We start from the raw sequence: 25,966 nt of genomic DNA on the forward strand, positions 1-25,966 counted from the left end.
TAATCAGGTACTATATTTAAAACAACTACAAGTGATGTCAAAAAAAAAACAAATCAATTTAATAAGGTACTATTTCTCTGCAGCTTGTTTTCTTGCACTGTTTGGATGTAAAACAGCGAACCAGGATATTACAAAACATAATTATGTGGTTGGAGAAAGCAATTATGGAGATTTGCTTTATAACGATCTAATCGATGTCTCAATCGACATTTTAGGAAACGTGACTTATAATGATTTTTCAAAGTTAAGAAGCATCAAATTAAAAAAAGAAATCAGGGCCGTCAGAAATGTCTCCATCAAAAATCTGATCGTCAGCTGCAAAGCGGATCAAAATTTTGAGATTTTTTATTTCTTCGAAAAAATAAAAAATCCAATCGATACAATCGTACATGAAAAGCTTGTGAAAAATGACAGCATCAATAGGATTTTCGTTTTTGAAAAGCAAAAGGGAGCAAAAAAAATTATCTGCATTACGCGCGCATTGACCTATAGTGTAAATAATTTGAAAAGGGCTTCCGAAAACATAAAAAAAGTCTATTTAGACTCTACCAACCTCAATAAGCTGTCCTACATGAAAATGTTTAATCATTATACGCAGGAGCCAAATAAAAATTTTCTTCAAGGAAGAGAAAAAATAAAGACTGCTCCCATAAAGGATTCTAGAAAACTCATGATGAAAGAGCCATTGTATTTCACTCTCAATTCTTTCATGAATGGCAACGAAGAATACGATTTATTGATCAAGGGCTATGAAAATGAGAAAAATCATTATGATGCAACAGTAGAAAGCTCCTTGTCAAAAAATGAAGTTAAGAAGAATGGTGATGTATACAATGAAATTGCCAAAATAGCTAGAGACAATCAGATAATCATACTCAATGAAGATCATTTTTATCCTAGGCATCGATTATTTGCCATGCTGCTTTTGGATGTCTTAAAACAAAATGGATTTACAAGTATTTCCCTAGAAACATTTGTACCAAACGAAGAGGGCGATAGTACGATAGTTCCAAACTCTAATAATGGGTTTTATATTAAAGACCCCTATTTTGGCCATTTTATCAGAAAAGCAAATGCTATGGGTTTTAACCTTCTGGGACATGAAAATTATGAGAGCAGCATAGATAGAGAAGCTGGACAGGCCAAGAACATCATGAAACTGCTGGAGAGAGATCCAAAAGCAAAAATCTTCATTTATGTAGGTCACGGCCATTTGGAAAAGGAAGGAAAAAGACGTGCCATGGCAAGTTATTTAAAAGAATATTCTAATATAGATCCGGTTACAATCAACCAGGAGACAGTAATGACCAAGACGAAAGAAGAATTGGTTTTACTTCCCAAATCCGTATTTGTGAAAGACACTTTAATGAAATCAAGCGCCGATTATTTTTTAGTAAATAACCTTTCGGCAAACCTAGAATCGGTCTATCCTAATGACGTTTTTAGAAAAGCTATTTTGAAAAACGAAAAATTTAGGTTTTTTAAAAATCAGGAACTATTAGTTGATGTTTTTCAACTGGAAGAGTATGATAAAACTAAGAATGCGGATTTATTAGTTCCAATCGAATCAATTCTTGCTGTTCCAAAAGGGGATGAAATCGAAATTAATTTACCTGTTGGCAACTATTATGTATCAGTGAAATCAAATAACGGAGAGGTGTTTAAATTTGATGATTTTATTAATAAATAATCATTTAGCCTTAGTGGTCATCCACAATTAGGAGATAGCCACTAAGGTTGGAATCGCTTCGCTTTCATAATCAGTATCACAGGAAGCAAAGTACTTAATACAGTCCACGTCCTGAAGATGTCTAGAATGCTTGCGATATGTCGGCATTATGCTCGCATGCCGTAAAGCCATAATTCCGCTCCCGCAACTTTAGCTCTTGCATACACCCTAAACTCAGGATTGCGGCGACACATTGAAAATCTGAAAGCCTGCAGAAAGAAAAAAAAGAAAATAGGCAGGACTAGCCAATATTCAAATATTCAGGAGAACATGCCGGATGTCATATAACCAATCAATTTATCAGTCAAACCGACCTATTCATTTTATAATTCAGAGTCTTGTAATACCTATGCAAATGATCGTAAATAACAAGTTCATACATTCTCTGTCTTGAAGTATATTGCCTGTTGATCATCATGTGTATGTGGCTAGACAAAAAATCATTTAAAGGAAGCTCAATTTTGCCTATAATTTCAAGAGCCGTTTTTTCGATTTGTCGAGATTTTTCATCGACAATGAAAAAAAGATCTGAAAAGCCGCTTTGGCCTTGATTCGATTCTTTCAAAAAAACTTCTAATTTGGGATAAAATATGCGATAATTTTTATCCATTTCTTTTTTCTGAATTTTATCTATTTCAAATTCTTCTTTAAAGGTAATTTGAAGTTTATTCATTAATGCTGATTTTTCTAAATTTGACAGCTTGAACGAATTTAAGAAAGATTCTATCATTAAAAAACTAAAAAAAACAGGAGTTTCATTATCAGTAAAAGAAGTTTTTATATTCAAATATTTTAAGATTATCCTGCTGTCTTGCCAGAAAAGGAATTCAGAATCATACATAGTTTCTTTACCATATCGCTCTATTTCTCTTTGATAAGTATCTGTCTGAATTTTCCAAACTACATCTTCATCCATAAGTTCCTTAAAAACAGCATATAAACTTTTCACAAGCAAACTAATATCATCAAGATCATCAACTAAAAAACGAATTCGCAGGTGTTCTTCAGGGTCTCTATATCTAATAAAAAACCATTTTAGAATCTTTTTCTTTTTTTCTAAGTGAATTATAACAGGAGCTAGCTTTTCTACTAAAATGTAATCGGCTGTTTTCACGCCAGTATAAATTTTGTAATATAACCACTGACTGCCCAAACAAAAATTTCTTTGCATTTTATTCTTTGTAAAACGATAATATAAACTGGTTACAATAGCTATCCGCATTTTTATTTTTTACCACAGACTTTTTGGCAAACAAAAACTCTTCTAAGATGATTTCCTGCTTATTTTTAACTGAATTTAAGAATAAATCAACTCCAATTTCAGTTTCAAAATCAAACAAAAGTGTATTGTCATGATTTACCCAATTGACATAACGAGGAATACTTCTCTGTGAGCGCCAATTTAAAAATTCTTCTGTCAGTTGTTTATTATTCATTTTAGAAAAACATGCAATTTCTTTCTTTTCTACAACCCAGAAAGATTTTGATAAAATTGTATCATTATAAGCTACTCTTGGAAAAAATTTATAATGTTCTTTTAAAGCTCCCCAATCAAAAGAATAAATCGGTTTTATATCCTGAAATTGCAAGTCACATAAAAAATGATAAAGAGGTAATGAATTCTTAGAAAAGTTATGAGCATTTGACAAACATGGAATTATCCTTTTATTGTGTTTTTTTGAAAATAGTATTATGGTATCTTTTTCTATAGAAATCCATAAATCGTTTAAATTAATAGTACAATTTTCCGGCACTCCTGATTTTGCCAGGTAACTAATCTCATAATTCCGTAAAACAGGTCGACGTAAAATATTTCCTGTTCTGGATTCAGGAATATGGGCAACCTCCGCCATGATCTGATCGGCATAAAAAACTTCTTCTTTTTGTACAATCTCTCTAGTTAGCTTATCGATAGAAAGATTACCATTACAAAACCGTCCTAAGAGTTTCGCGGCACTTATATTTCCTGATGGTTCGATTACAACTTTATCTTCATCAACAACCTCGCACATTACAGAAAATGTGACTGGCACACTGCTGAAATCACTATTGAAGTTAGGAAAATCTTTTTCAGTTAATGCTATTTCACTTTCTCCTTTTAATATGCACTCTTGCATTTTTTTCTGCAAGATGAAATCATAAGATGTCCAATATTCATTCTCAATCCCTTTAGGCCTAACTAAAAGAAACTCTAATAGTTCGTGGCAGTCATTCATCGCGTGATTTTGAAGATAGCCAATTCCTATCTCTGTGTCCAGAACTGTTGTCAACGGCATCATTCTGTCTTCATATCTTTGGATAAATGCTTTTTTAAAATTTTCCTGTCTTTTAAATTTCTGCTTAATTTGAATACCGTTTAAAAACGCAATCGCACGAAGAACTTTTTTTCGAACACTTTTGTCTAGGGTATTTGTGGACGTATTTAAATTTAAATCTGTTTGGAAAAGATATTTTTCATCAAAGTCAAGTCCGATTTGTTTAATATTGTTTTTAATCTCCTGATAGTTAGTTTCGGAAGGTACCAGTTTTTCATCTAAAGAACAAAGCTGTCTTAACGTCTTTTCTAATATCCGATATTCTTTCTCCAGTTCCGGAATCTCTTTCAAAACAGCAAATATACTGTTCCAATCGTTATTTCCCGTAACGGCTGCATCTAACTCGCTTACTAAAAATTGAAAATCAATAAGCTTTAAGATATATTTTTGAGCTTCCTGTTTTTCATCCTCATCATCTGATAAAAATGCGACCATTTCCTCAATAGTCATTCCTTGCGGTACTGCATTAAGCAATGCCACCAATACAGCAGACTTTCTTAATGCCGAAATGCTATGTTCCCGCTTCATCTCTATACTTTTATATTCGATATAGCGGTAAAAATCTCCAATTCTGTAAATGCTGTTATTTGGATAAAATTTTAAATGCGGCACTGTTTCTTTTTTTTTCGAAAATTCCTGAAGCAGCAGTATCCAAAATTGCATATCAAATTGAGTAAAGCGTTTAAAGCTCTCCAAATCCTCCAGAATAATTCTCGTTTCGTCAGCTATTCTCCCCACAGAACAACCCGAGAAAAGGCCAAATGGTGTACATCTGGAAGACATCCTTGCTAAATACTTCAGAAATGTAAGTTCTAGCTTTTCTGCCTTTTTACCGGATAGGTTTGAATCTGATTTAGCCCATTTGTCCAATTCTTTTCTCAAATCTGGAGAAGCCAAGTTAATCGCCTCTCTTATCAATGGGTTTTGATAATGAAGTTTTGCTTTTTCAGCAGAATAATTTTCTGCTGTGTCAAGATATAGAGATAATGGAAATAAGGGCGTTCTTAATACATAATTCTCGAATGATGAAATCTTGCTATTGGATATCATTTTTATTTCGGTTCACTTTTTTGGCTAGGCTCATCGCATTGTATACATTTAGAACTTTACCTGATTTTGACAATTCTGAAAATGGCACTTTTTTGTCTTTTGTCCCAGGGACCAATACTTCTAGATTATAAACTGTTCCTGAATCCAGAATAATTTGTTTCACTTGATGAACAGTAAGTTTAGGATAATAAGACCAGATTAATGCGGCAGTTCCCGAAACCATTGGAGCCGCTAATGAAGTCCCTGAATCAAATTTATAAGTATTACCGGATGCGGTGGTATAAATATCTTCTCCTGGAGCAAATAAATCGACATTCTTTTTACCATAATTAGAAAAACGAGAAACAAATGTATTGTCAAGCCTATTTGATATTGAGCCAACGTTAATAAAATTATTGCAGATATCTTCAAATCCATCAAAATTGTTATCACTCGGATAAACAGGATTTTCATCAACATTAAGAGATTCATTTCCAGCAGCGTGAACAATTAAAACATTGTTTTTTTCGGCATAGCGAAAAGCTTCAGAAACCCAATCCTGTTTTAACGAAAACTCCTTAATGAAAGACAAATTAATTACTTTTGCTCCATTGTCAACCGCATAGTAGACCGCCATTGCGATATCTTTATCATGTTCATCTCCTGAATATGAAATCGTTAATGGCATAATTTTTACGTTATCTACAATTCCGTTAATTCCGACAGCATTATTTCTTTCGGCAACGATAATGCCCGATACTTTTGTATTATGATCCTGAAAAGACCTATGTCCTTTTTTAGAAATACTTATATACTTACTTCCATATCCTTTTTCGAGAACATTAGGATTATCTCCAATAAAACTTCTTTCATTAAAATCCAAATTCAAATTTTTGTTCACAATAGAGTCTGTCTGTATCTCAGTTTCGATAACATCAGCTAGTGTCTTTTCATCTTGATCAAATCTAAACTTCATAAAACCAATCATCGCTCCTAGGTCTCGATCATCGTCTTCCCTTCGCTGACGAAAAGTCTTATCATTAATTTTATGAATTTTATACAAACTGTCTAATTGTTCATATGTGTAATCTTCCTTAGGGAAATAACGTTTTAAGCTATCTTTGGCGATTGGAAAGATTATCTTACTGTATTGCTGTGATTTTAGTTTGTTTTTATAATATTTTAATTGATTTTCGAGGCTTTTTTTTGCCCTCAAATATTCTTTATATGCACGCATATTATCTTTAGAAATCTCAAAATCAGCTTTATTTTCAAACTTGCCTTGAAGTTCTCTTACCAATCTGACGTATTCAAAATTTCCCCAAACTACATAACTGTCGTTTTTTGCAGTAAAATTCCACCCTTGTATGTCATCTATATATCCATTTTGATCATCATCAAGATTGTTGTCAGGAATTTCCTTAGAGTTTAACCAAATTTTATTTTTTAGATCTTCATGGTTTTTATCAATTTGAGTGTCTATTACTGCAACGATAATAGTCTTTTTTGCTTTGCTCCCGTTTTCACCGTACCATTTTTCTAATGAAATACCTGGTGTATTAGTAGAATTGTAGTCTTTTTGATACCAATTTTGTTCTAAATCTCCAGATTTTAAATTAACGGTTTCTCTTGATGACTTACAGCTACACATAATAAGATAAGCAAAGCAAACAACATATATTTTTTTCATTCTATTCTAATCTTAATGATCAACTCCTCCATTACAGTTTTTGCTAGTTGCCGTTCCTGTGTTTGGGTCATCTCCGCCCCCGCCCCCAACAATCAAATGCAGGCTTTTCAGTTTTGCAAAGCTCATTTTTTCCAAATCAAATTTTTTAGCCTCTTTTTTTTTCTTCTTACTTTTCATATTATCCTTTTTAAATGTTATGCCACAAATATAAATTTTGTTTGGCAAGATGATATTCAATAACAATTCTGTTTGTCGAAATTCCTGAATCCCGACATCAATAAAGCCGCAAAAAACCCTCATTACCAACACATTAAACTTTACTGTTTTTCTCTAGCTGCTTAATATAATAAGCTGGCTTAATGCCTGCTTTTTTGTAAAATGCAGTCGAAAACGATTCAGCATTATTAAAACCAAACTCGATAGATAACGCTTGAATAGTATATTTTCGTAGTTTATGATCTTCCTTTATGGATTTTACAGCATGTTCGATTCTTAAATCGTTGACATATTGCGTAAACGATTTTTCTTTGTAGGTATTTACGACTTTAGAGATGTATTTACTGTTAGTTTTAAAATTATCTGACACTGACTGGACCGTAATATTTGAAATCAGATAGCCTTTAGTTGTCTCAAAATGGCTCAACTTTTCTAAAATCTGTTTGACCAACTCTTCATTGATTCCAATGTTTTCTGTTTCAGGCTTTATGGTCTTGACTTCTTTCTTAATTTCTTTTTCACTATTAATCGGTTGTGACACTAATTTTTGAAATTGGGAGTATTGCCTCTTTTTTGTTCTATATTGATAATAACCAAAGCTTGTCGTAATCATAAGTAAGCAAAATAATATTCCCATTTTCCAATAAGATATGGTTTTGTCATTTTTAAGGTCCTGTATCAGGTTTTCCTTTTCTAAAACTAAGTTAGGAGTATCATACTCGTTTTGCAGTTTTTTACTAAGCTCTTTATAATTCGACTGCAGCACACTGTCAATAGACATATATCGAGTAAGGTATCTGAGTTGCCTTTCTTTGTCGTTTTTCTTCTTAAAATAAGAAATCATAAGCAAATACCCGCTTGTAAACCCAGGAGTGATCTTTCCTCTTTTGCTGTAGATAGAATCTACTTTTATAAAATTTTCGACAGCCTTATCTTTTTTGCCTAATCCATAATATGCTTTCCCTAAATAATAATAGGAAGCCAGCATATTTTCTGAATTTTTATAGAAGACCACTTTCGGCAAAGCTTTACTTATGCTGTCTATTGCCGCATTATACCTTTTCCTTTCTACCAAATTGGCCCCTTCATTTAATATAAAAAGCGCATTATATTCATAATCCTCGGTAAGTTTTGATTCCTCATAACCCAACTTATTGTAGTACGTTGCCGAATCCAACTGTTTTAGTGCTTTATATGCATCAGCTAGTCCAAACAAAACATCCTGATAGGCGTACGAGTACTTGGGATCTCTCACATCCTTTTCTTTGTAATAATCAAAGCATTCTCTATATAATTTGAGGGCCTCATTGATTTCTCCTAATTGTTCAGATCTTAAAACCGCTATCGAATATTTTACTTTATAATAAAAGTCATTGTTATTCTTTTTAGCGGCATTTTCAGCCATCAGAAAGTTATCGGTAGCTTCTTTGTACTTAAACTGATACATTAGTTCGTAAGCCTTTCTCGAAAAAGCGTATGCCGGATACTTTGCATCGTTGAGACTTCTAGAATAATAAATCGTGCTATCCAGATAAATAATTGCTTTCTGTCCGCTGGACAGCAGCGCAAGCAAGTACCAGCCCCTCGCCTTTTCAAGAGAATTATTTTCTTTAGTGGCTTTCGCTAAATAAGCATCAGCATACAGCTGCTGTCTGCTTTGGCTCTTCTCGCTGCTTTTATAAAGCTCTTTCAACTTCTCATAAGAAAGATTGGTGAAATCTTGGTTTGACCTCTGGGCGGCTACAAAAAAGGAAATAGCATTAAGAATAAATTCGTCAATATTCTAAATCGTGGCATATGGAACTTTTAATTTCTGACAAAAGTAAATTTAAAACTAAAATTTAAGAGAAAAAATCTTAAAAAAAAGCCTTACAAACTAACCAAAAACTTATAATTCAGGAATGACGCTCCCTGAGCCCAGGAGGGACGTGCTCATGAAGAAATTCCCCTTATGCAACCTCAAATGATTTCTTCTTTTTATTTACCCGCAGCGGCAGTATTGAATCGGCTTACTCTCCAGTCGCTTCCAATAAATATAAATATCTGACGGCTTACAATTTGAGCATAGAAGCGATTTGAGCGGTTAAGTTCGAATCCGCTTCTGAATCAGATGAACCTTTAAAAGCAGGTTCATCATCTTCAAATTCAAGATGAAAGAAGCATTTATTCGTCTCGAAAGAGTAGCTTTCCAAAATTCCAATAATTTCTCTATTCTTTTTAGTCAAAATAGAATTTTTAACATGTTGAGATTTGATTCTGTCGCATCTGGCATGTAAATTCGAAAGAAATCAGAAACCCGGAAATTATGCAGCCAATTTACAAAATGATTTGAACATGCTTATTCCTGGCTTAAGCATCTGATTTTTTCTCAACATATGTACAACTTCTATTCCACTTAATGTTCGTCTGGCCGATTCAAAACTTTTAAAACCCAGACCGTTCTGTATCCGCCATTTTATAAAACGATGATCCTGCTCAACAATATTGTTCAGATACTTACACTGCCTAATCTTTATATTCGAAAATGATCGTTTGTTGTAAACCCTTATTGCGCTGGTGTTAGAGCCACTTTTGTCTATATTTATTACCGTTGGCCGGCAATTATTCTTTATCGCTTTTATTAAAAATGACTGTGCGCTCATTCTCTGTCTTCTTCTGGTCAAAAGAAAATCCACCGTATTACCACATTTATCAACAGCCCGATATAAATAACACCAAATACCTTTAACTTTTATGTAGGTTTCATCCATTCTCCAGCTCACTCCCACTCTGTTCTTTCGCTTTTTCATCTGAGATTCAATCATTGGGCTAAATTTAAACACTCAACGTTGAATCGTAGCATGATCAACTTGTATTCCACGCATTTTCATTATTTCCTCAACATCCCTGTAACTCAATGTAAATCGCAATTTGAAATAGACTGCCTGCAAAATAATGGCTTTGGGATAACAATGACCTTTGGTATTCATTTAATATTGTTTGAAGCTCGAAAGATAATAAGTTTCAAATAGATGCGACAAAGCCGAAAATAGGAATTTATTAATTTCCACCACAAAACTCAATTAAATTTTCAAATCTAAATCAAATCTTAAAAACTCTTTCAGTTTTACTTCCCTTTACTGATTTTAATAATGTAACTTTGTCTTTATATAATTAATGAATTATATCACAATTTAAACAAGATTAAGCTATCATAGAACTTTCATAATGCATAAAAACGCATAAAAAGTTCGTGGCAGAATCGTGGCGCAACACCGAAAAAAATATAAGAAATGCAGTATATAAGAGGAATTAGCAAAAAGTTGCTATCCCTCTTTCTCCGCTGGAAGCTTAAAAAGAGACTTTTCAAAGTTTACAAAAAAGGCTAAAATTCACGGAAAACCCTGCATATCAAACGATTTGCAGGGTTTCTTCTTTTAAATTCATTTTGAGTATTTTTAAAATGTAAAATTATCGAATTAATCGCAAAAGTTGGGGATTAGGCAAAAAGATTGAATAATTTGAAGAGAAAAAAAGGTTCAAAACTATTACTCAGATAGTGAAACGATACCCCAGAAACTAAACTTTCAGTATATCAAATATAGCCAGCGGTTTCAACCGCTTGAATTCAACGTTACCACAACGATTATTCGTATTCGCCCGCGCAGTTAAAACCGCTGGCTATCTTCAGTGGCTACGGACAACCTTTGGATGGATTACCCAATCACAACAAAAAGAGCAACTAAATAGTGCATTTTAACGCACTATTCAACAACAATAAAGCCACAGAATGAAAAAAGATGGCAAATAGTGCTTTATAATGCTCTTTTAAATGATATTTGAACAAAAAACTATTATATTTACATAAAAAAGAGCTTTATAATGCACTTTGAAGAGATTATTAAAATTATCAAAGATAGAAGAGACACCCTTCAGGTTACTCAAGAAACACTGGCAGAATTGTCCGGGGTTGGTCTCCGCACGCTCAAGCAGTTTGAAAGTGGCAAAGGAAATCCGACTCTGCTTACCCTTTCTAAACTTGCTGACGTACTTGGGCTTGAAATTACCCTTCAAGTAAAAAATATAAAACCATTTAAATGAGAAAAGCGGAAATTTTATACAAGGATTGTCCCGCCGGAATACTTACCCAGCATGATGACGGCAGTTTTACATTCCAATACCATAAGCATTGGATTGAAGACTTGAATGCACCTGCCATCAGCCTAACGCTTCCTAAATCTGACGCACCGTATAAAGCCGATTTTCTTTTTCCTTTCTTCTACCATATGCTGCCAGAAGGGTCCAATAAACAAATTGTCTGCAGGTACAATAAAATTGACCGAGATGATTACTTCGGCATTTTAATGACAACTGCAAAAAATGACAGCATTGGAGCTGTTAGAGTACTAAAAATAGAATAAGGATGAGCTTACCTGAAATACATTTTTGCCCAGGCACACTGGCACCAGAATTTGACACTTACAGCAGAACTGCTTTAAACAGAGTTTTCAACGGTAGAAAAGTATCTCATATTCTCCCATATTCATCTCCCGCCTCTAATGTAGAAATGGACAAACTCTTCGAAGAAAACCGCATGAATATTTCTATTTCAGGCGTACAGGAGAAATTTTCAGTACTGCTTGATAAAAATAAATTAAGGCTAATCTCCGAGGGAGAAAAAGGAACCTACATTCTAAAACCCATTCCAAATGCAGGTAGGATTCCTCATGAGATGCCGGCCAATGAGCACGTCACCATGCAGATAGCAAGACAGGTATACGGAATTGAAACAGCCGAGAACGCACTTATTTTTTTTAGTGACGGAAGCCCCGCTTATATTACCAAACGCTTTGACGTACAGGAAGACGGATCCAAATTGGCTCAGGACGATTTTGCTTCACTTGCCCAAAGAACACCTCAGACACATGGAGAAAACTACAAATATCAGGGAAATTATCTTGAAATTTTTCAACTCATGCAACAGTATCTTCCCGTATATAGAATCGAGGCACCAAAACTTTTGAAGATACTTATGTTTAATTATCTGTTTTCTAACGGAGATGCACACTTTAAAAACTTCTCCCTGCTCGAAACCCCAATGGGAGACTTTCGTCTCAGCCCTGCATATGACCTCTTGAACAGCAGAATTCATATTGAAGACAAACCTTTTGCCTTAGAAGAAGGACTGCTGCCGAGGAAGTGGTCACAAGGCAGTATCAAAAGCCAATTTTTTAAACTTTCGCAAGAAGCCCAGATAGAGGAAAAAACATTTAATGTTCTGTTTGATTCCATGGCTTCACAGTCAGAAAAAGTATATCGGCTTATTGAAGCGTCCTATCTTGAAAACAGAACTAAAAGAAATTACCTACAGTCTTATCAAGGGCGTTTAAAGCAATTTTTAAAATAGAAAGTCAGTGTTAATTCTGACTTTTTACAAGGTTTTCAAGATTTTTCGACTTTTACAGAGGTTGCTAACCCTACGATTTATTAGAAGTAATGCAAAAAAGTCCTGTACCATAAATTTTTATTTAATAAATTTACTCCTATTAGATTTCAAATTAGTAATTAAAAAACAAATGAATTTATCCGAATATGTAAAAAATAGAAATGGAGTACCAATAGGGCATTCTAAGTCACTTCGGAATAATTTGTATAGATCGCTTGGAGCAAAAAACTTTTCTGCATTTTGGAATCACTGGAATCCTATTTTCGGATATTATCTCGGAACAAAAATTTTCAAACCTCTTAAACGAATATTTCCAGTTGCAATTGCTTTAATTCTGACATTTGTTTTTTGCGGATTGGTTCACGATTTCGTAACAACATTATTGAGACGGAAATTGTCATTATTCTTTTCTGTTTGGTTTTTTATCATGGGTATTTCGGTCGCAATCACTAAATATATAGATTACGATTTCTCTCAAAAACGATGGATTTTTAGAGCAACGACAACTTTGCTAATAATAGCGTTTTGCATTGCATTAACACTGTTTCTAAATAAGGTCTTAAATTTTTATTAAACCATTTTGGTTGTTGCAAATGGAAAATTGGAGCCGAAAAAGCAATCTTATTGAAAACAGACTCTTAATCAACACTTTGAATTCTAACATTAGAGGCAAGTTATGAAACTCCTCTAAATCCAATACTAAGTTGTCAAAAAAGTCATTTGATCAATAACAACATAAGCACTTAAACTGATTACACAAAAAAAGGCTGCTTCATATACTATGAAACAGCCTTCTCCTATTTTGTAAAGACAACTTTAACTCAACTTTTAATATAAATAATTCAGGGCTGTGATATCGTTAGCATTGAAAGCTCCCGTCTCGCTTGAACTAAAGCATGCTCGCATATAAGAAGTTGCATCGTATCCTGTAGGCGTTCCCGGAATATGGATTGCTCCAACACCAGCCGTTCCTTCATTGGAATTCTGCCCACAGCTTTGACGGCTAAACCAGTCTGTATGGCGTAAACCAATACAGTGACCAATTTCATGTGCCGATACGTGTGCATTTACTCCTGTCGAATAAGTGTCTAATCCAGAATACAAAGTAACTGAACTATACGGATTTCCGCCTGACGGAAAACCTGCTACTCCTCCTGCAGATCCGACCTGTCTTCTTACAACAATGTTGGCACCAGAAGTCGACGAGCTGAAAGTAAGGGTAAAATTAATAGACAAACCTAAATTATTATATCTATTAATTGCAGCCTGCAATCCAGCACGCATATTGGTAGTCAATGCTGTTGTACCAGTGCCAGATAATCCCACCACTCTTATGGTTCTGGGTGCAGATACTAAATTTGTCGTGCGGTATTGTTCTGTGGTAATACCTCCGTGAAGATCCATTTTGTTTAATTGGTCTTCTGTCATGACGATACATCCTTCTATTAGAAAGGCATCCTCAGTAGTTCCATCTAAATTAGTGTTTTTTATCACTTGAACATCTTTATTGTTCAGCGAGAGGGAACTAATTTTATTTAATACGTCTGGTGTTACTTTAAGCGACCCTTGGTCTGATTGAGTTGTCGCATCTTCTTTGCTGCACGACAACAAGGTTAATGTCATAAATAACATTACTAAAAATGATTTGTTTTTTTTCATAATAGGTTCTTACTTGGTTGTTAAATAAGTTGATAAATTTGGAAATCTTTACAAAATATTAATACTATTTATACCCCAATTTAAAAATTTTTTAACATTAAAATACCTATAATAAGAATTTTAACAAAAATATTACTTTTTGTTGTATTTATGTAAATTTATTCTTACAGTTAATTACAAATTATTTTAATCAAATGTAAATCAGGTAAATAAGAAAAAATAATCTTAAGCATTTTTTGAAGATTGCAAATATAGTTAAATATAATCTTACAATAAGTATTAATTTAAAATAAAACCATATCGAATAAAATCACATTTGTAATTTTTTATGTGATTTTTTGCAAAAATGAAAAACAACACTATTTAACAAATATTTTACTAAATTTGATTCAATTGTCACAGTAAAATATTTCCAAAAAGAAACAACATCCAAACAAATAATTTTCTTAACTGCAGAAGAGAATCTTTTTTTGAATAGCCCCTAATTTTACACTAAATGAAGAAACAGATAATTTTTCTATTTTTAATGACCACTACAATTTGCCTTTCTCAAAGTTCTGAGAAATGGAGCAAATACCTCAAAAATGAAGAAAATCCAAAATCTGATAAATACTATTTTACTTCTTTAGAAAATGCTCATCAAAAAAAATATCGGGTTGTAAAAAAACTGGACAACACATTTTGTATTGTTGGAGAGGAAAATATAAAACATGATCAGCTTTCTCGATTAGTGCAACCTGTGAATAATCTATGGAAACTGCCTGCGGATTTCTCCAACCATAAAAGAGAAAAACAGTATATAATTTCTACTGACAATATTAATGAGTTGATTAGAGATCTCAAATCAATAGCCATTTCGGATATCAAAATACTCAACAACAATCTTGTGCTGCTAAAAAGCGATTCTCAAAAAATTAAAGATGCTATTATAGGTTTGAGCAGCGTCTCATCAATAACCCAAGAATCATTAGAACCTAAAATGGAATCTAAAATAATTGACCAAAATTTCAGCGTCAATTGTATAAATAAAGCTATCGCTGATTTTCCTCTTTTGACTGGAGAGGATCAAATCGTTTCTATCAAAGATGATTTATTTGATGTCAATGATGTCGATTTGTTAGACAAGCACATTCCGTCAACAATTGAGTCTTCTACCGTATCAGAACATGCTACGGCCATGGCCACTATTGTTTCCGGATTAGGAAATAGTTCTGTATTAGGCAAAGGTGTTGCAAGCAAAGCGAAGATACAGTCCTCAGATTATCTTACGATTTATCCTGATGACGTAACTGATTTGCAAGGCGCCGTCACACAAAATCATTCTTACGGTACAGTTGTTGAGAATTTTTACGGTTCTCTTGCCAATAGTTATGACGCTCAATTAGCCGAAAATCCTTATCTGACGCATTGTTTTTCATCTGGAAATAACGGTCTTCAAGGGTATCAATCTCTGACGGGCAATTTTAAGCAATCTAAAAACAGTATTGTAGTGGGTTGTATTAGCCAAAATGAGGTAATAATGCCTTTTTCTTCAAAAGGTCCAGCATACGACGGACGAATAAAGCCTGATCTAGTAGCCTTTAGTACACAAGGAACTTCAAATTCTACCGCACTGGCTACAGGAATCATAACACTTATGAAACAGCATTACAAAACAGTAAACAACAATTACTTAAACAATGCATTAACTAAAGCCATTTTAATTAATAGCGCAAAAGATTTGGGCACTATTGGCCCCGATTTCACTTATGGCTATGGCAATATCAATGCCTACAAAAGTTTAAAAACAATCAGCGAAAATAGAATAGCGACTGGCAATATAACTTCCGGACAAACCAAATCTCATTCTATTATTGTTCCTGAGCATGCAAAAAACTTAAAAGTCACATTAGTTTGGAACGATTTGCCTGCTGCAATCAACAGTAATGTGGGTTTGGTAAACGATATAGACCTCGAAATCCTGACGGCTGATCAAAATACCTTTTTACCATGGATTCTTAATCCAGATTCTCCAGAAAAGCAAGCTATTCGAGGAAAAGATAAGATTAACACTATTGAGCAGGTGACTATTGAAAAACCATTATCTGGAACTTACCTTATTAATGTTATTGGAGCATATATTTCGACTGTTTCTCAAGAATACGCTATTGCCTATGAATATGAAACAGAAAATAAATTTGAGTGGAATTACCCCGTACGTAATGATAATTTCCCGTATGATGGCAGGACACCTTCTCCGCTAAAATGGAGTTCCTCGTTTTCTGGAGCCTCGGGACAATTGTCTATTAGTTATGATGATGGGAGCAGCTGGGAGATTATTGCAGATGGCATAAATCTCGATAATGAGCAATTTACTTATTCACCTTCAGAGAAAAAATTTTCGAAGGCAAAATTAAAAATGACGATAAATGGCGTTGATTATATGTCTGACAGCTTCACTGTTTCTTATGATTTAAATATCAATACCAGCTTGGTTTGCGACGGGACAACAGAAATTAATTGGGATAAACCTGCCAATATTTCTTCATTTAATATCTATCAATTGATCAATGGCCGTTTAGAATTTAGAGAGCAAACAACCAATACCAATTACATTTATAGTGACGAAACAATTTATACTGTTTCTGCTGTATTTGATAATGGTGAAGGAATTAAAAGTGAAGCTACGTTAAGATACGCTCAAAACTCAAATTGTTATTTTGAACTAACAGCCGCAGAGGTTTTTCAGGAAAATAATGTAAAGATTGATGCGAGCCTTTTTAGCTTGTACAATATCAAGAGAATCGAATTAGTAAAAATTAGTAATGATACTGAAAATGTCATTAGTACAATAAATGATCTAAGCTCAAAAACTTTCTCTTTTTTGGATACCGCACCAGCAAAAGGCAGTAATAAATACAAAATAAACATAATATTAGAAAACGATAATGTAATAAGTTCCCTAATTCTAGAAACCAATTATTTAGGCGACGATCTATTTTTTGTCTACCCTACACTATTAGCAAAAAATGAAGAATTAAATATTGAAACCCAAAAAGAAGATAACGCTATTTTCTATTTGTATACCATTGATGGACAAAATACTATAACTTACCCCTTGCTTTCTAAAACCAATAGCATCAATTTAAAAAATACGGCTTCAGGAATCTATATCTACAAGATAGTTACAAGTTTAGGAAAAACTGTAACAGGAAAAATTGCTATCTTATAATGCATTTCAACTTCAATATTAAAAATTTTTAATCGTGAAGACGATTTTTTTTTATTCCTTTACAAAATAACTGCCAATCACTATATCCTTTAGTTATCTTTCGTAATTATGCATAATTTATACGACCTATTTCAGAACAAAATAAAATTACTTCCCCTTGCAATTCTATTTATTTTGAAGCCAAATCTGTACGCGCAACCTATTCCGTTGTTAAAGACTATAGAAAAAGCTAATCTAAAGAAAACCCGAAATGCCATAGGAACACCAGGAGCAAATTATTGGCAGAATAGCGGAGATTATTCTATAGATGTGCAATTCGACCCTTCGACAAGAAAGCTTAACGGAAAAGTACGCATTGCCTACAAAAACAATAGTCCGGACACCTTGAAATTGCTGATGATCAAATTATTTCCTAATTTCTACAAAAGTAATTCAATGCGAAATATGCCTGTCGCTTCTGAAGATTTAGGCACTGGCATCAACATAGATTTCATTACTATTGATGGGCTTGAATTTAAAGACTTTAAGCGTAAAATAAGAGGGACTAATATGTACTTAACCGGGGTAAACATTTTGCCGGGAAAAAATACTGCAATTGAGATGGAGTACGACTATACCGTAAACAAAGGTTCTTTTGTAAGAACAGGGCAAGTTGATCCTGAGAGTTTCTTTATTGCCTACTTCTTTCCAAGAGTTGCTGTATATGACGATATTGACGGTTGGGATGACTATCCATATTTAGGCAAGGAAGAATTCTATAATGATTACGGCAACTTTAAGGTGTCGATTACAGTTCCCGGCAATTATCAGGTCTGGGCGACTGGTGATCTTAAAAATCCTGAAACGGTTTACGAACCTCATATTCTAGATAGAATTAAACTCGCTGAAACAGGAGATAAAGTAATTGATATTATCACCGATTCAGATATCAAGAATCAGAATAGTACAAGAAAAAACAAATTCAATACCTGGAAATTTGAAGCGTCAAATATTACCGATTTTGCGTTTGGCTTAAGCAATCATTTTGTGTGGCAGGCGTCGAGTGTTTTAGTGGATCCTCTTAATAAGCGCCGTACCCGCGTAGACGCAGTATTTAATCCGGAGCATAGCAATTACAGTAAAGTCGTAGGTTATACTGCCAAAACCGTAGATTTGATCAGTAATTATTTCCCAAATATTCCCTTTCCATATTCTCATCAGACAGTTTTTGACGGTTTAGATGCTATGGAATACCCTATGATGGTCAATATGCTGCCATTTGAAGATCATACTGAGCTGCTGGAATTGACAGTACACGAAGTTTTTCATAGCATATTTCCATTTTATGTGGGAACAAATGAAACAAAATATTCATTTATGGATGAAGGATGGGCGACTTTTACAGAATTCTATCTCTCTCCACTTATCGATTCGTCTGTGGCACTAGAATATGACATCAGCGCTGTAAACAAGAGTGCCGGAACGGCCGAAGATATGCCGATTATGACACCGACTCCTCAGCTATACGGCAAAGCACGTTTCTCTAATAAGGATTTAAAACCGGCATTGGCGCACCGCTACCTTCAGGAATTGCTGGGAAAACAATTGTTTGATAAATGTATTCAGAATTACATTAAGAACTGGGCTGGTAAACATCCGACACCATATGATTTTTTTAATAGTTTTGAAAATGACAGCAAAGTTGATTTAAAATGGTTTTGGAAAAATTGGTATTTTGAAAAGAATGTTCCCGATTTGGCAATTACTAAGGTCAAAAAAAATAAAAAAGACTATAACATTACGATTTCAAGCCCTGGCAAATTGCTAATGCCAATTCACTTAACAATTACCTTTTCTGACGGAAGCAAGGAAACAATTTCTAAAAAGATATACTGCTGGAAAAAAGACTACAGCGATGTTAGTATTATTTTTCCAACCCAAAAAACTATTTCACAAATAAATCTGGGAGACTCCTTTGATGTTGATATAAATCCTGAGGATAATGTATGGAAGTAATTGACAGTCATCACTCTGAGAAAAACACCTTTATTAAACTCACAACAAACATTAAAAAGTAGAGGTATCGATAAAAGATTCTAAATGCTAAGAATTGTATTGCATCTTATTAAAAACCAATCCAGAACAGATTCCGTATATGGAATAAAAGAGAATCAATCATGACTGCAAATTCGTACCATCTGCCATCTGCCATATACAAATATCTTTCCCTAAACGAAAATCGTCCTGTCCCTTTTCAGGAACTGTGTCTCTTTCTTTATACCTTGGGAAGCGAAGCTGCCTTTTCTTTCGAAGTTTTTTCAGCTGAAAAAGCTTACCAAACCCGCGTTATGGATATATTGATTTTTCTTTCAGACATTAACCTCATCACTCTTGACCAAGCTACAGACGAAAGCGTTATCAATAAAATCTGCAGAAATTGATTTTCTTCTTTTTGCTAGAGTTTTTTTGCAGACTGACCAAAAATCTATAGTCATGAAAATCAAAAAAAATTACTTTTCTTTTGTGACTGGTACAACAAAATCTATCTTGATCTCGTTTGAGACTTTTTTAGACATTCCCTCTAAAGTTCCGATTCCATAATCGATTCTATTGACACTGAAATTACCTTTAAAAGTGTTATTTACAAATGTAAACGGAATCGCGATTTCTTTCTCGATTCCATGCATTTTCAAAAATCCCTTTACGTTAAAGCCGTTAGCTGTTTTAGAAAATTTAGATGACTTAAAAACTATGTTGGGATATTTTTCTGAATCGAACCAATTATCGTTCTTGGCATGTCGGTTTTTCAACCAGTTTCCTGTTGATATGGATTCTACTTTAATATTTAAAGAAAATTTGCTCGACGCTAAATCATTTTCATCAAATATAATCTGACCACTGAAATTTTCGAAAATCCCTTCAACACTATTGCCTGCAAAATGTATTCTAAAATTATCATCAATTTTCCAGCTGCTCGCAAGAATGGTGAAACTGCTTATTAGTACAAATAAACCAAAAAATATAATGCTGTTTAATTTTCGCATGTTAATCAAATTAATACCAAGAGATAGACAAAAATAAAACATTTGATGTTAGATTATTATCCCACAAAACCTTTAATTTCATTGAACTTTTAGCAGATTCAATATCAATTGTTTTACACACCATTTCTACTGTAAAATCGCTGCTATAACATCATAATTACACCGTTTCTCTTTGTTTTATAATTGATTGCCTAACAAGATTATTGTCGTTTCTGGGTTGTATCAGTAAAAACTTGTCCAACATCAGTAATAAAAATAATCTTCCGCAATTATTCGGGATATATTTTCTAAATTGGTAGTATGAAACAAAACAGCGACGTATTAATTATCGGCGGAGGACTTGCCGGACTGGCTGCAGCAATACATTTATCCAAAAAAAAACTGAATGTAACGCTAATCGAAAAATCGGCCTATCCTCGCCATAAAGTCTGTGGCGAGTATGTTTCGAATGAAATTCTGCCTTACCTAAAATGGCTAGACGCAGACGTATCTGAACTTTTTCCAGCAAGTATATCTCAATTTGAATTCAGCACCAATGACGGAAAAATTGCAAAAGCAAAACTTCCGTTGGGAGGATTTGGCGTAAGCAGATATTCGCTTGATTATTTTTTGTATCAAAAAGCCTTGGCGCACAACTGTACAATTATTAAAGATACGGTTACTGCAATCGCTTTCGAAAACGAATTATTTACTGTCACGACAACATCACAGGTTCTGACATCAAAAATAGTATTGGGTGCTTTTGGAAAACGTTCAAATCTGGATCAAGTTTTGAATCGAAAATTCATTGTTAAAAAATCTCCATGGCTGGCCGTAAAAGCGCATTATTCTGGAAATCTAGATAGTGAACTTGTGGCTCTGCACAATTTTAACGGTGGCTACTGCGGCGTTTCAAAAGTTGAAAACGATATTATAAACATCTGTTATCTAGCCGACTACAAAACTTTTAAGAAGTATAAGAATATTGAGGATTATCAAACAAACATACTGTATAAAAATCCGCATCTTAAATCAATTTTTCAAAACAGCACACTTCTTTTCGATAAACATTTATCCATCAGCCAGATTTGTTTTGAGAAAAAGCAATCAGTAGAAAACCACATTCTGATGATTGGCGATACCGCAGGACTTATTCATCCGCTATGCGGCAATGGCATGGCAATGGCCTTTCATAGTGCAAAAATTGTCTCTGAGCAGTTATTGGATTTTTTTTCAGACAGCAAAATATCACGTGAGACATTAGAAAAAAACTACGCTAGAGAATGGAAAAGACATTTTGGAAGAAGAATATTGATGGGCAGAATACTAGCCCGAATATTAATTCATAAAAAGCTTACCAGTTTGCTTGTTTTTTTGGCGGTATCTTTTCCAGGATTACTGCCGGCGATTATAAAACAAACACATGGTAATCCCATAACGATAAAAGAATGAACACGAAATATAGAACCCAGAAAACCGAAATAATGGATGATTTTTCTCTTGAGGGAGAAGAACTACGGGCGGCGCTGGACCAAATTGCACGCATCAACCAATTGCTAGGCGGCAATCTTTTAACTCTAAACGGATTAAAGAAATTGTTAAAGCAAACTGATGCGTCACAAATAATCACCGTGGCAGATATTGGTTGTGGCAATGGAGATATGTTGCGGATGCTTGCAGAATTTGGAGCAAAAAATAACCTTAAATTAAAACTTATTGGTGTAGATGCTAATATTTTTACGGTAAACTATGCTCGAAAGCTATCACAAGAATATCCAAACATTGAATATAAATGCTTGGATATTTTTAGCGAAGCATTTAAAACATTAGAGTATGATATTGCCTTATGCACCCTAACCCTGCATCACTTTACCAATGAGGAGATATTAAATATTATTAGTATCTTTAATAGGAATGCCAAAACCGGCATCGTTATCAACGACCTGCATCGCAGCAAACTAGCTTATAGGCTTTTTGAATTGATCTGTGTTGTTTTTAATCTAAAAAAAATGTCGCGCGAAGACGGATTAGTATCTATTCTAAGGGGCTTTAAGAAAAATGAATTGGAGGAATTCTCTAAAAAACTAAATTTAAAAAACTATACCATAAACTGGAAATGGGCTTTTCGCTACCAGTGGATAATCTCAAAAAAATGAGCGTAAAAATTATAACAGCTGCCAAGCAGCTTCCGAAATACTCAAGACAAACAGCCGACATACTCCCGCTGCTAGACAACTGGCTGGAAGGGCAAGAAGAGCGATTTGTCAAAAAAGTCAAAAAAATCTTTGAAGGTGCAGCCGTAGACAAACGTTATTCTATTATGGATCCCGAAGAAGTCTTTACGGCTACGTCTTTTGAAGAAAAAAATGATATTTACTGCCGAGAATCTATTATTCTCGGTGAGCAGGTTTTAGAAAAAGCACTTAAAAAATCTGGCTGGGCTCCAGAGACTCTGGATTATATCATTACTGTTAGCTGTACTGGGATTATGATACCTTCTTTGGATGCGTACCTAATCAATAAAATGAAGCTCAGGCAGGATATTGTGCGGTTACCGGTAACAGAAATGGGATGTGCGGCCGGAATATCGGGAATTATTTATGCCAAAAATTTTCTGAAAGCCAATCCGGGAAAACGTGCCGCAGTAATTGCGGTAGAATCGCCGACTGCAACTTTTCAGCTCAATGATTTTTCAATGCCCAATATTGTCAGCGCCGCTATTTTTGGGGATGGCGCCGCCTGTTGCCTGCTGTCTTCACATCAAGATGATTATGGACCGGAAATTCTAAACGAGGAAATGTATCATTTTTATGATGCCGAACACATGATGGGATTCAAATTGACCAATACAGGACTGCAAATGGTGCTAGATATTGAAGTACCAGATACTATCGCCTCCCATTTCGGAGCTATTATTCATCCCTTTTTGCAAAAAAACAATTTGACGGTAGACGATGTAGATCATATGATTTTTCATCCGGGAGGCAAAAAAATAATCAATACTGTTGAAGCTCTCTTCTCTGGACTTGGAAAAAATATTAACGATACCAAAGAAGTTCTTAAACACTATGGCAATATGTCTAGCGCAACAGTTTTATATGTTTTGGAGCAAATTATGGACAGAAAACCAAAACCGGGAGAAAAAGGACTAATGCTTAGTTTTGGCCCTGGTTTTTCTGCACAAAGAGTTTTACTGCAATGGTAATCTAAAACTTTATTAAAAATGGAATTAACCAATATACTGGCACAGTTGCCCTACAGCAAACCTTTTTTATTTGTAGAAGAACTGCTTCATGTTGATGAAAATAGCGCTGTAGGAACTTATACATTCGATGCAGAATTAGATTTTTACAAAGGTCATTTTAAAGATAATCCAGTAACTCCAGGAGTCATTTTAACCGAATGCATGGCACAAATCGGTATGGTATGCTTAGGGATTTATTTATTGGGCGATGCTTTTAACAAAAATACTGTTGTTGCTTTTACATCTGCCGACATGCAATTCTTAAAACCAGTCTATCCGAACGAAAAAGTTACCGTAACTTCTCAAAAATCATATTTTAGATTTGGAAAACTAAAATGTGAGGTTGTAATGCAAAACGAAACTGGGCAAGAGGTCTGCAAAGGCATTTTATCTGGAATGATTACCAATAAATTATGAGCAAAAGGGTTGTGATAACAGGACTAGGCGTGGCTGCTCCTAATGGTGTCGGAATTGCAGAATTCAGTCATGCCATAAAAAATGGGCTTTCTGGAATTCAGCATGATTCCGAACTGGAAAAATTGCAGTTCTCCTGCCAGATTGCGGGCACTCCACCGATATCTGAAGAACTCAAATCGCACTATTTTACAGAACTCGAACTCCGAGGCTTTAACAGTACAGGAATTTTGTATGGTGTTATTGCCGGAATGGAAGCTTGGAAAAATGCAGGACTCCCAATAGAAAACAAAGAAGAACCCGATTGGGACAGCGGTACGATTTTCGGTTCGGGAACATCGGGCATAGACAAATTCCGCGAAAGCATTTATAAGATAGACGAACTCCAGGTTCGAAGATTAGGAAGCAGCGTGGTAGCCCAAACGATGAACAGCGGTGTAAGCGCTTTTTTAGGAGGCAAACTGGGGCTTGGAAATCAGGTTACGACCAACTCTTCTGCCTGTGCAACAGGAACTGAAGCTATCATTCTGGCTTATGACCGCATACAATCTGGGCAAGCAAAACGCATACTTGCAGGAAGTACAAGCGACAGCGGACCTTATATCTGGGCAGGATTTGATGCCTTGCGGGTATGCAGTTCCAAATATAATAATGATCCCCAGCAAGGTTCCCGCCCGATGAGTGCATCGGCATCTGGATTTGTTCCCGGAAGCGGTGCCGGAGCGCTGGTTATCGAGGACTTAGAAACTGCTCTACAACGTAAAGCAACCATATATGCCGAAATATTAGGAGGCAGCGTAAACTCGGGCGGACAGCGCGGCAGCGGGAGCATGACCGCACCTAACAGTACTGCTGTACAGCGATGCATTACAGATGCGATTCGTAACTCAGGTATCGCCTCAGCGGACATTAACGCCATAAACGGACATTTAACAGCAACTACAAAGGACAGTCTCGAAATCGAAAACTGGATCAAGGCATTGAATCGAAAAGGAGCTGATTTTCCGTATATCAATTCTATAAAAAGCATGACAGGACACTGTTTGAGTGCAGCCGGAAGCATTGAAAGCGTTGCTTCGGTACTGCAACTTCATGAAGGTTTTATATTTGGAAATACAAACTGCGAAGATCTTCATCCCGAAATTACCGCATTGATTGACCCTGTGAAAGTGCCTTTAAAAACCATTGATCTCCAGCCCGAAATTATTGCCAAGGCAAGTTTTGGTTTTGGAGATGTGAATGCCTGTATAATTTTAAGAAATTTTGTAAAATAATCGTATGAATAGAGAAGAACTGATAGACCGACTTAGAGAAATTATAAAACCGTATGCAGCCGATACTGAGGCGTATGAAAATCTCACAGAAGACACTGACTTCATTAATGATTTACGCATAAATTCGGCAAACTTGGTTGACATTGTACTGGATATTGAAGAAAATTTTAATATCGTGATTGACAACACAGATATGGAGCGCATGCTGAGCGTTAAAGCAGCTGTGGAAATCATTGAAACAAAACTTTCGCAAGAGTGATCGGAAATGACGTCATAGACCTGCAGCATTCGCGGCTTGAAAGCAATTGGCGACGCAAAGGCTTTGTAGAAAAGCTTTTTACCGACGAGGAACAGTCGATTATTGCAAATGCGCAAGACTCAGAAATTATGATTTGGGTGCTTTGGAGCATGAAAGAGGCTGCATATAAGGTCTATAATCGTAGAACTAAAATAAGAGAGTACATTCCCACAAAACTGCAATGCAGATTGGAGGAAGAAGGCGTCTCTTGCATAAAAGGTATTGTTTCTTGCCATGAGAATACCTATTATACAAAAACAACGATTTTTAAGAACCAGATTCATACGATCGCTGTAAGCTTGCTAGAGAATTTAAGCAAAGTCAAAGAAGTCAAAAGAAAGTCGATTCAAAAAGACAGGGATAATATTCCTTTTTTTGTTTGCTCAAAAAAAATAGTCCATGATGCTTCTGTAAGTCATCATGGACGTTTTGAAATATGCGTGACCTTGATTTGAAGGTT

22 protein-coding genes and 1 pseudogene are annotated in these 25,966 nt (G+C 34.8%); 14 read left to right on the forward strand and 9 right to left on the reverse strand.

What is annotated here, in order from left to right:
* Positions 1 to 34 precede the first annotated feature (34 nt).
* Positions 35 to 1,690, forward strand: coding sequence for a hypothetical protein (locus tag E0W73_RS06080; protein WP_135221194.1), 1,656 nt, complete (start codon positions 35 to 37; stop codon positions 1,688 to 1,690).
* Positions 1,691 to 2,033: 343 nt separating this feature from the next.
* Here E0W73_RS06080 and E0W73_RS06085 read toward each other — a convergent pair whose 3' ends face one another.
* From E0W73_RS06085 to E0W73_RS06105, 7 genes and pseudogenes are all read right to left on the reverse strand, one after another.
* Positions 2,034 to 2,951 (reverse strand): thiopeptide-type bacteriocin biosynthesis protein, encoded by a 918-nt coding sequence (locus E0W73_RS06085; protein ID WP_135221195.1) that lies wholly within the window; start codon positions 2,949 to 2,951, stop codon positions 2,034 to 2,036.
* On the reverse strand, positions 2,902 to 5,094 hold the full coding sequence (locus E0W73_RS06090) for a lantibiotic dehydratase family protein (protein ID WP_135221196.1): 2,193 nt from the start codon (positions 5,092 to 5,094) through the stop codon (positions 2,902 to 2,904). Before E0W73_RS06090 ends, E0W73_RS06085 begins: the two co-directional genes overlap by 50 nt.
* On the reverse strand, positions 5,081 to 6,763 hold the full coding sequence (locus E0W73_RS06095) for a S8 family serine peptidase (RefSeq protein ID WP_135221197.1): 1,683 nt from the start codon (positions 6,761 to 6,763) through the stop codon (positions 5,081 to 5,083). Before E0W73_RS06095 ends, E0W73_RS06090 begins: the two co-directional genes overlap by 14 nt.
* A 12-nt stretch (positions 6,764 to 6,775) precedes the next feature.
* Positions 6,776 to 6,940 carry a hypothetical protein gene (locus tag E0W73_RS21380; protein WP_162847667.1) on the reverse strand — a complete coding sequence of 55 codons (165 nt, stop codon included), beginning with the start codon at positions 6,938 to 6,940 and terminating at the stop codon, positions 6,776 to 6,778.
* 133 nt (positions 6,941 to 7,073) lie between these two features.
* On the reverse strand, positions 7,074 to 8,672 hold the full coding sequence (locus E0W73_RS06100) for a helix-turn-helix domain-containing protein (RefSeq protein WP_135221198.1): 1,599 nt from the start codon (positions 8,670 to 8,672) through the stop codon (positions 7,074 to 7,076).
* A gap of 358 nt (positions 8,673 to 9,030) precedes the next feature.
* Positions 9,031 to 9,204 (reverse strand): hypothetical protein, encoded by a 174-nt coding sequence (locus tag E0W73_RS21385; RefSeq protein WP_162847668.1) that lies wholly within the window; start codon positions 9,202 to 9,204, stop codon positions 9,031 to 9,033.
* A 78-nt stretch (positions 9,205 to 9,282) separates the two neighbouring features.
* Positions 9,283 to 9,948 (reverse strand): annotated as a pseudogene (locus tag E0W73_RS06105) (IS6 family transposase).
* Between the two features lie 892 nt (positions 9,949 to 10,840).
* On the opposite strand from E0W73_RS06105, the gene E0W73_RS06110 reads away from it, so the two are divergent.
* The 3 genes from E0W73_RS06110 to E0W73_RS06120 are packed head-to-tail and all read left to right on the forward strand — an operon-like array spanning position 10,841 to position 12,365.
* Complete coding sequence (locus tag E0W73_RS06110) at positions 10,841 to 11,059, forward strand: helix-turn-helix domain-containing protein (RefSeq protein WP_135221199.1); 219 nt, start codon at positions 10,841 to 10,843, stop codon at positions 11,057 to 11,059.
* The gene (locus tag E0W73_RS06115) at positions 11,056 to 11,379 is read left to right on the forward strand and encodes a HipA N-terminal domain-containing protein (RefSeq protein WP_135221200.1); all 324 of its coding nucleotides are present in this window, start codon (positions 11,056 to 11,058) and stop codon (positions 11,377 to 11,379) included. The genes E0W73_RS06110 and E0W73_RS06115 overlap by 4 nt, the downstream gene beginning before the upstream one ends.
* A gap of 2 nt (positions 11,380 to 11,381) precedes the next feature.
* Positions 11,382 to 12,365 carry a HipA domain-containing protein gene (locus E0W73_RS06120; RefSeq protein ID WP_135221201.1) on the forward strand — a complete coding sequence of 328 codons (984 nt, stop codon included), beginning with the start codon at positions 11,382 to 11,384 and terminating at the stop codon, positions 12,363 to 12,365.
* An 867-nt stretch (positions 12,366 to 13,232) separates the two neighbouring features.
* On the opposite strand, the gene E0W73_RS06130 is transcribed toward E0W73_RS06120, so the two are convergent.
* Positions 13,233 to 14,063 carry a M57 family metalloprotease gene (locus E0W73_RS06130; protein ID WP_135221203.1) on the reverse strand — a complete coding sequence of 277 codons (831 nt, stop codon included), beginning with the start codon at positions 14,061 to 14,063 and terminating at the stop codon, positions 13,233 to 13,235.
* Between the two features lie 496 nt (positions 14,064 to 14,559).
* On the opposite strand from E0W73_RS06130, the gene E0W73_RS06135 reads away from it, so the two are divergent.
* The 3 genes from E0W73_RS06135 to E0W73_RS06145 all read left to right on the forward strand — a co-directional run bounded on the left by E0W73_RS06135 (position 14,560) and on the right by E0W73_RS06145 (position 19,694).
* Positions 14,560 to 17,274: a S8 family serine peptidase gene (locus E0W73_RS06135; protein WP_135221204.1), complete on the forward strand. Its 2,715-nt coding sequence runs from the start codon at positions 14,560 to 14,562 to the stop codon at positions 17,272 to 17,274.
* Positions 17,275 to 17,448: 174 nt separating this feature from the next.
* Entirely contained in the window at positions 17,449 to 19,269 is a 1,821-nt protein-coding gene (locus tag E0W73_RS06140) for a M1 family metallopeptidase (protein ID WP_135221205.1), read from the forward strand.
* 161 nt (positions 19,270 to 19,430) lie between these two features.
* Positions 19,431 to 19,694, forward strand: a complete 264-nt coding sequence (locus tag E0W73_RS06145; RefSeq protein WP_135221206.1) for a hypothetical protein — start codon at positions 19,431 to 19,433, stop codon at positions 19,692 to 19,694.
* A 69-nt stretch (positions 19,695 to 19,763) separates the two neighbouring features.
* On the opposite strand, the gene E0W73_RS06150 is transcribed toward E0W73_RS06145, so the two are convergent.
* The gene (locus E0W73_RS06150) at positions 19,764 to 20,297 is read right to left on the reverse strand and encodes a YceI family protein (protein WP_162847669.1); all 534 of its coding nucleotides are present in this window, start codon (positions 20,295 to 20,297) and stop codon (positions 19,764 to 19,766) included.
* 300 nt (positions 20,298 to 20,597) lie between these two features.
* On the opposite strand from E0W73_RS06150, the gene E0W73_RS06155 reads away from it, so the two are divergent.
* The 7 genes from E0W73_RS06155 to E0W73_RS06185 are packed head-to-tail and all read left to right on the forward strand — an operon-like array spanning position 20,598 to position 25,961.
* Positions 20,598 to 21,728 (forward strand): NAD(P)/FAD-dependent oxidoreductase, encoded by a 1,131-nt coding sequence (locus tag E0W73_RS06155; protein WP_135221208.1) that lies wholly within the window; start codon positions 20,598 to 20,600, stop codon positions 21,726 to 21,728.
* 32 nt (positions 21,729 to 21,760) lie between these two features.
* The gene (locus E0W73_RS06160; RefSeq protein WP_135221209.1) at positions 21,761 to 22,432 is read left to right on the forward strand and encodes a methyltransferase domain-containing protein; all 672 of its coding nucleotides are present in this window, start codon (positions 21,761 to 21,763) and stop codon (positions 22,430 to 22,432) included.
* Positions 22,429 to 23,481: a type III polyketide synthase gene (locus E0W73_RS06165; protein ID WP_135221210.1), complete on the forward strand. Its 1,053-nt coding sequence runs from the start codon at positions 22,429 to 22,431 to the stop codon at positions 23,479 to 23,481. Before E0W73_RS06160 ends, E0W73_RS06165 begins: the two co-directional genes overlap by 4 nt.
* An 18-nt stretch (positions 23,482 to 23,499) precedes the next feature.
* A complete protein-coding gene (locus E0W73_RS06170) occupies positions 23,500 to 23,937 on the forward strand; it encodes a 3-hydroxyacyl-ACP dehydratase FabZ family protein (protein ID WP_135221211.1) in 438 nt (145 codons plus the stop codon).
* On the forward strand, positions 23,934 to 25,208 hold the full coding sequence (locus E0W73_RS06175) for a beta-ketoacyl-[acyl-carrier-protein] synthase family protein (protein WP_135221212.1): 1,275 nt from the start codon (positions 23,934 to 23,936) through the stop codon (positions 25,206 to 25,208). Before E0W73_RS06170 ends, E0W73_RS06175 begins: the two co-directional genes overlap by 4 nt.
* A gap of 4 nt (positions 25,209 to 25,212) precedes the next feature.
* Positions 25,213 to 25,467: an acyl carrier protein gene (locus E0W73_RS06180; protein WP_135221213.1), complete on the forward strand. Its 255-nt coding sequence runs from the start codon at positions 25,213 to 25,215 to the stop codon at positions 25,465 to 25,467.
* Positions 25,464 to 25,961 carry a 4'-phosphopantetheinyl transferase family protein gene (locus E0W73_RS06185; protein WP_135221214.1) on the forward strand — a complete coding sequence of 166 codons (498 nt, stop codon included), beginning with the start codon at positions 25,464 to 25,466 and terminating at the stop codon, positions 25,959 to 25,961. Before E0W73_RS06180 ends, E0W73_RS06185 begins: the two co-directional genes overlap by 4 nt.
* Positions 25,962 to 25,966: the final 5 nt, after the last annotated feature.

The organism is Flavobacterium foetidum (genome assembly GCF_004634245.1).
GTDB lineage: Bacteria > Bacteroidota > Bacteroidia > Flavobacteriales > Flavobacteriaceae > Flavobacterium > Flavobacterium foetidum.

Excerpts from the sequence above, each read along its gene's own strand:
- E0W73_RS06085 (WP_135221195.1), bottom strand. The coding sequence starts at position 2,951 with ATGCGGATAGCTATTGTAACCAGTTTATATTATCGTTTTACAAAGAAT.
- E0W73_RS06080 (WP_135221194.1), top strand. The coding sequence starts at position 35 with ATGTCAAAAAAAAAACAAATCAATTTAATAAGGTACTATTTCTCTGCA.
- E0W73_RS06130 (WP_135221203.1), bottom strand. The coding sequence starts at position 14,063 with ATGAAAAAAAACAAATCATTTTTAGTAATGTTATTTATGACATTAACC.
- E0W73_RS06145 (WP_135221206.1), top strand. The coding sequence starts at position 19,431 with ATGACTGCAAATTCGTACCATCTGCCATCTGCCATATACAAATATCTT.
- E0W73_RS06175 (WP_135221212.1), top strand. The coding sequence starts at position 23,934 with ATGAGCAAAAGGGTTGTGATAACAGGACTAGGCGTGGCTGCTCCTAAT.
- E0W73_RS06160 (WP_135221209.1), top strand. The coding sequence starts at position 21,761 with ATGGATGATTTTTCTCTTGAGGGAGAAGAACTACGGGCGGCGCTGGAC.
- E0W73_RS21380 (WP_162847667.1), bottom strand. The coding sequence starts at position 6,940 with ATGAAAAGTAAGAAGAAAAAAAAAGAGGCTAAAAAATTTGATTTGGAA.
- E0W73_RS06170 (WP_135221211.1), top strand. The coding sequence starts at position 23,500 with ATGGAATTAACCAATATACTGGCACAGTTGCCCTACAGCAAACCTTTT.
- E0W73_RS06095 (WP_135221197.1), bottom strand. The coding sequence starts at position 6,763 with ATGAAAAAAATATATGTTGTTTGCTTTGCTTATCTTATTATGTGTAGC.
- E0W73_RS06120 (WP_135221201.1), top strand. The coding sequence starts at position 11,382 with ATGAGCTTACCTGAAATACATTTTTGCCCAGGCACACTGGCACCAGAA.
- E0W73_RS06150 (WP_162847669.1), bottom strand. The coding sequence starts at position 20,297 with ATGCGAAAATTAAACAGCATTATATTTTTTGGTTTATTTGTACTAATA.
- E0W73_RS06110 (WP_135221199.1), top strand. The coding sequence starts at position 10,841 with ATGCACTTTGAAGAGATTATTAAAATTATCAAAGATAGAAGAGACACC.
- E0W73_RS06135 (WP_135221204.1), top strand. The coding sequence starts at position 14,560 with ATGAAGAAACAGATAATTTTTCTATTTTTAATGACCACTACAATTTGC.
- E0W73_RS06180 (WP_135221213.1), top strand. The coding sequence starts at position 25,213 with ATGAATAGAGAAGAACTGATAGACCGACTTAGAGAAATTATAAAACCG.
- E0W73_RS06090 (WP_135221196.1), bottom strand. The coding sequence starts at position 5,094 with ATGATATCCAATAGCAAGATTTCATCATTCGAGAATTATGTATTAAGA.
- E0W73_RS06165 (WP_135221210.1), top strand. The coding sequence starts at position 22,429 with ATGAGCGTAAAAATTATAACAGCTGCCAAGCAGCTTCCGAAATACTCA.
- E0W73_RS06155 (WP_135221208.1), top strand. The coding sequence starts at position 20,598 with ATGAAACAAAACAGCGACGTATTAATTATCGGCGGAGGACTTGCCGGA.
- E0W73_RS06115 (WP_135221200.1), top strand. The coding sequence starts at position 11,056 with ATGAGAAAAGCGGAAATTTTATACAAGGATTGTCCCGCCGGAATACTT.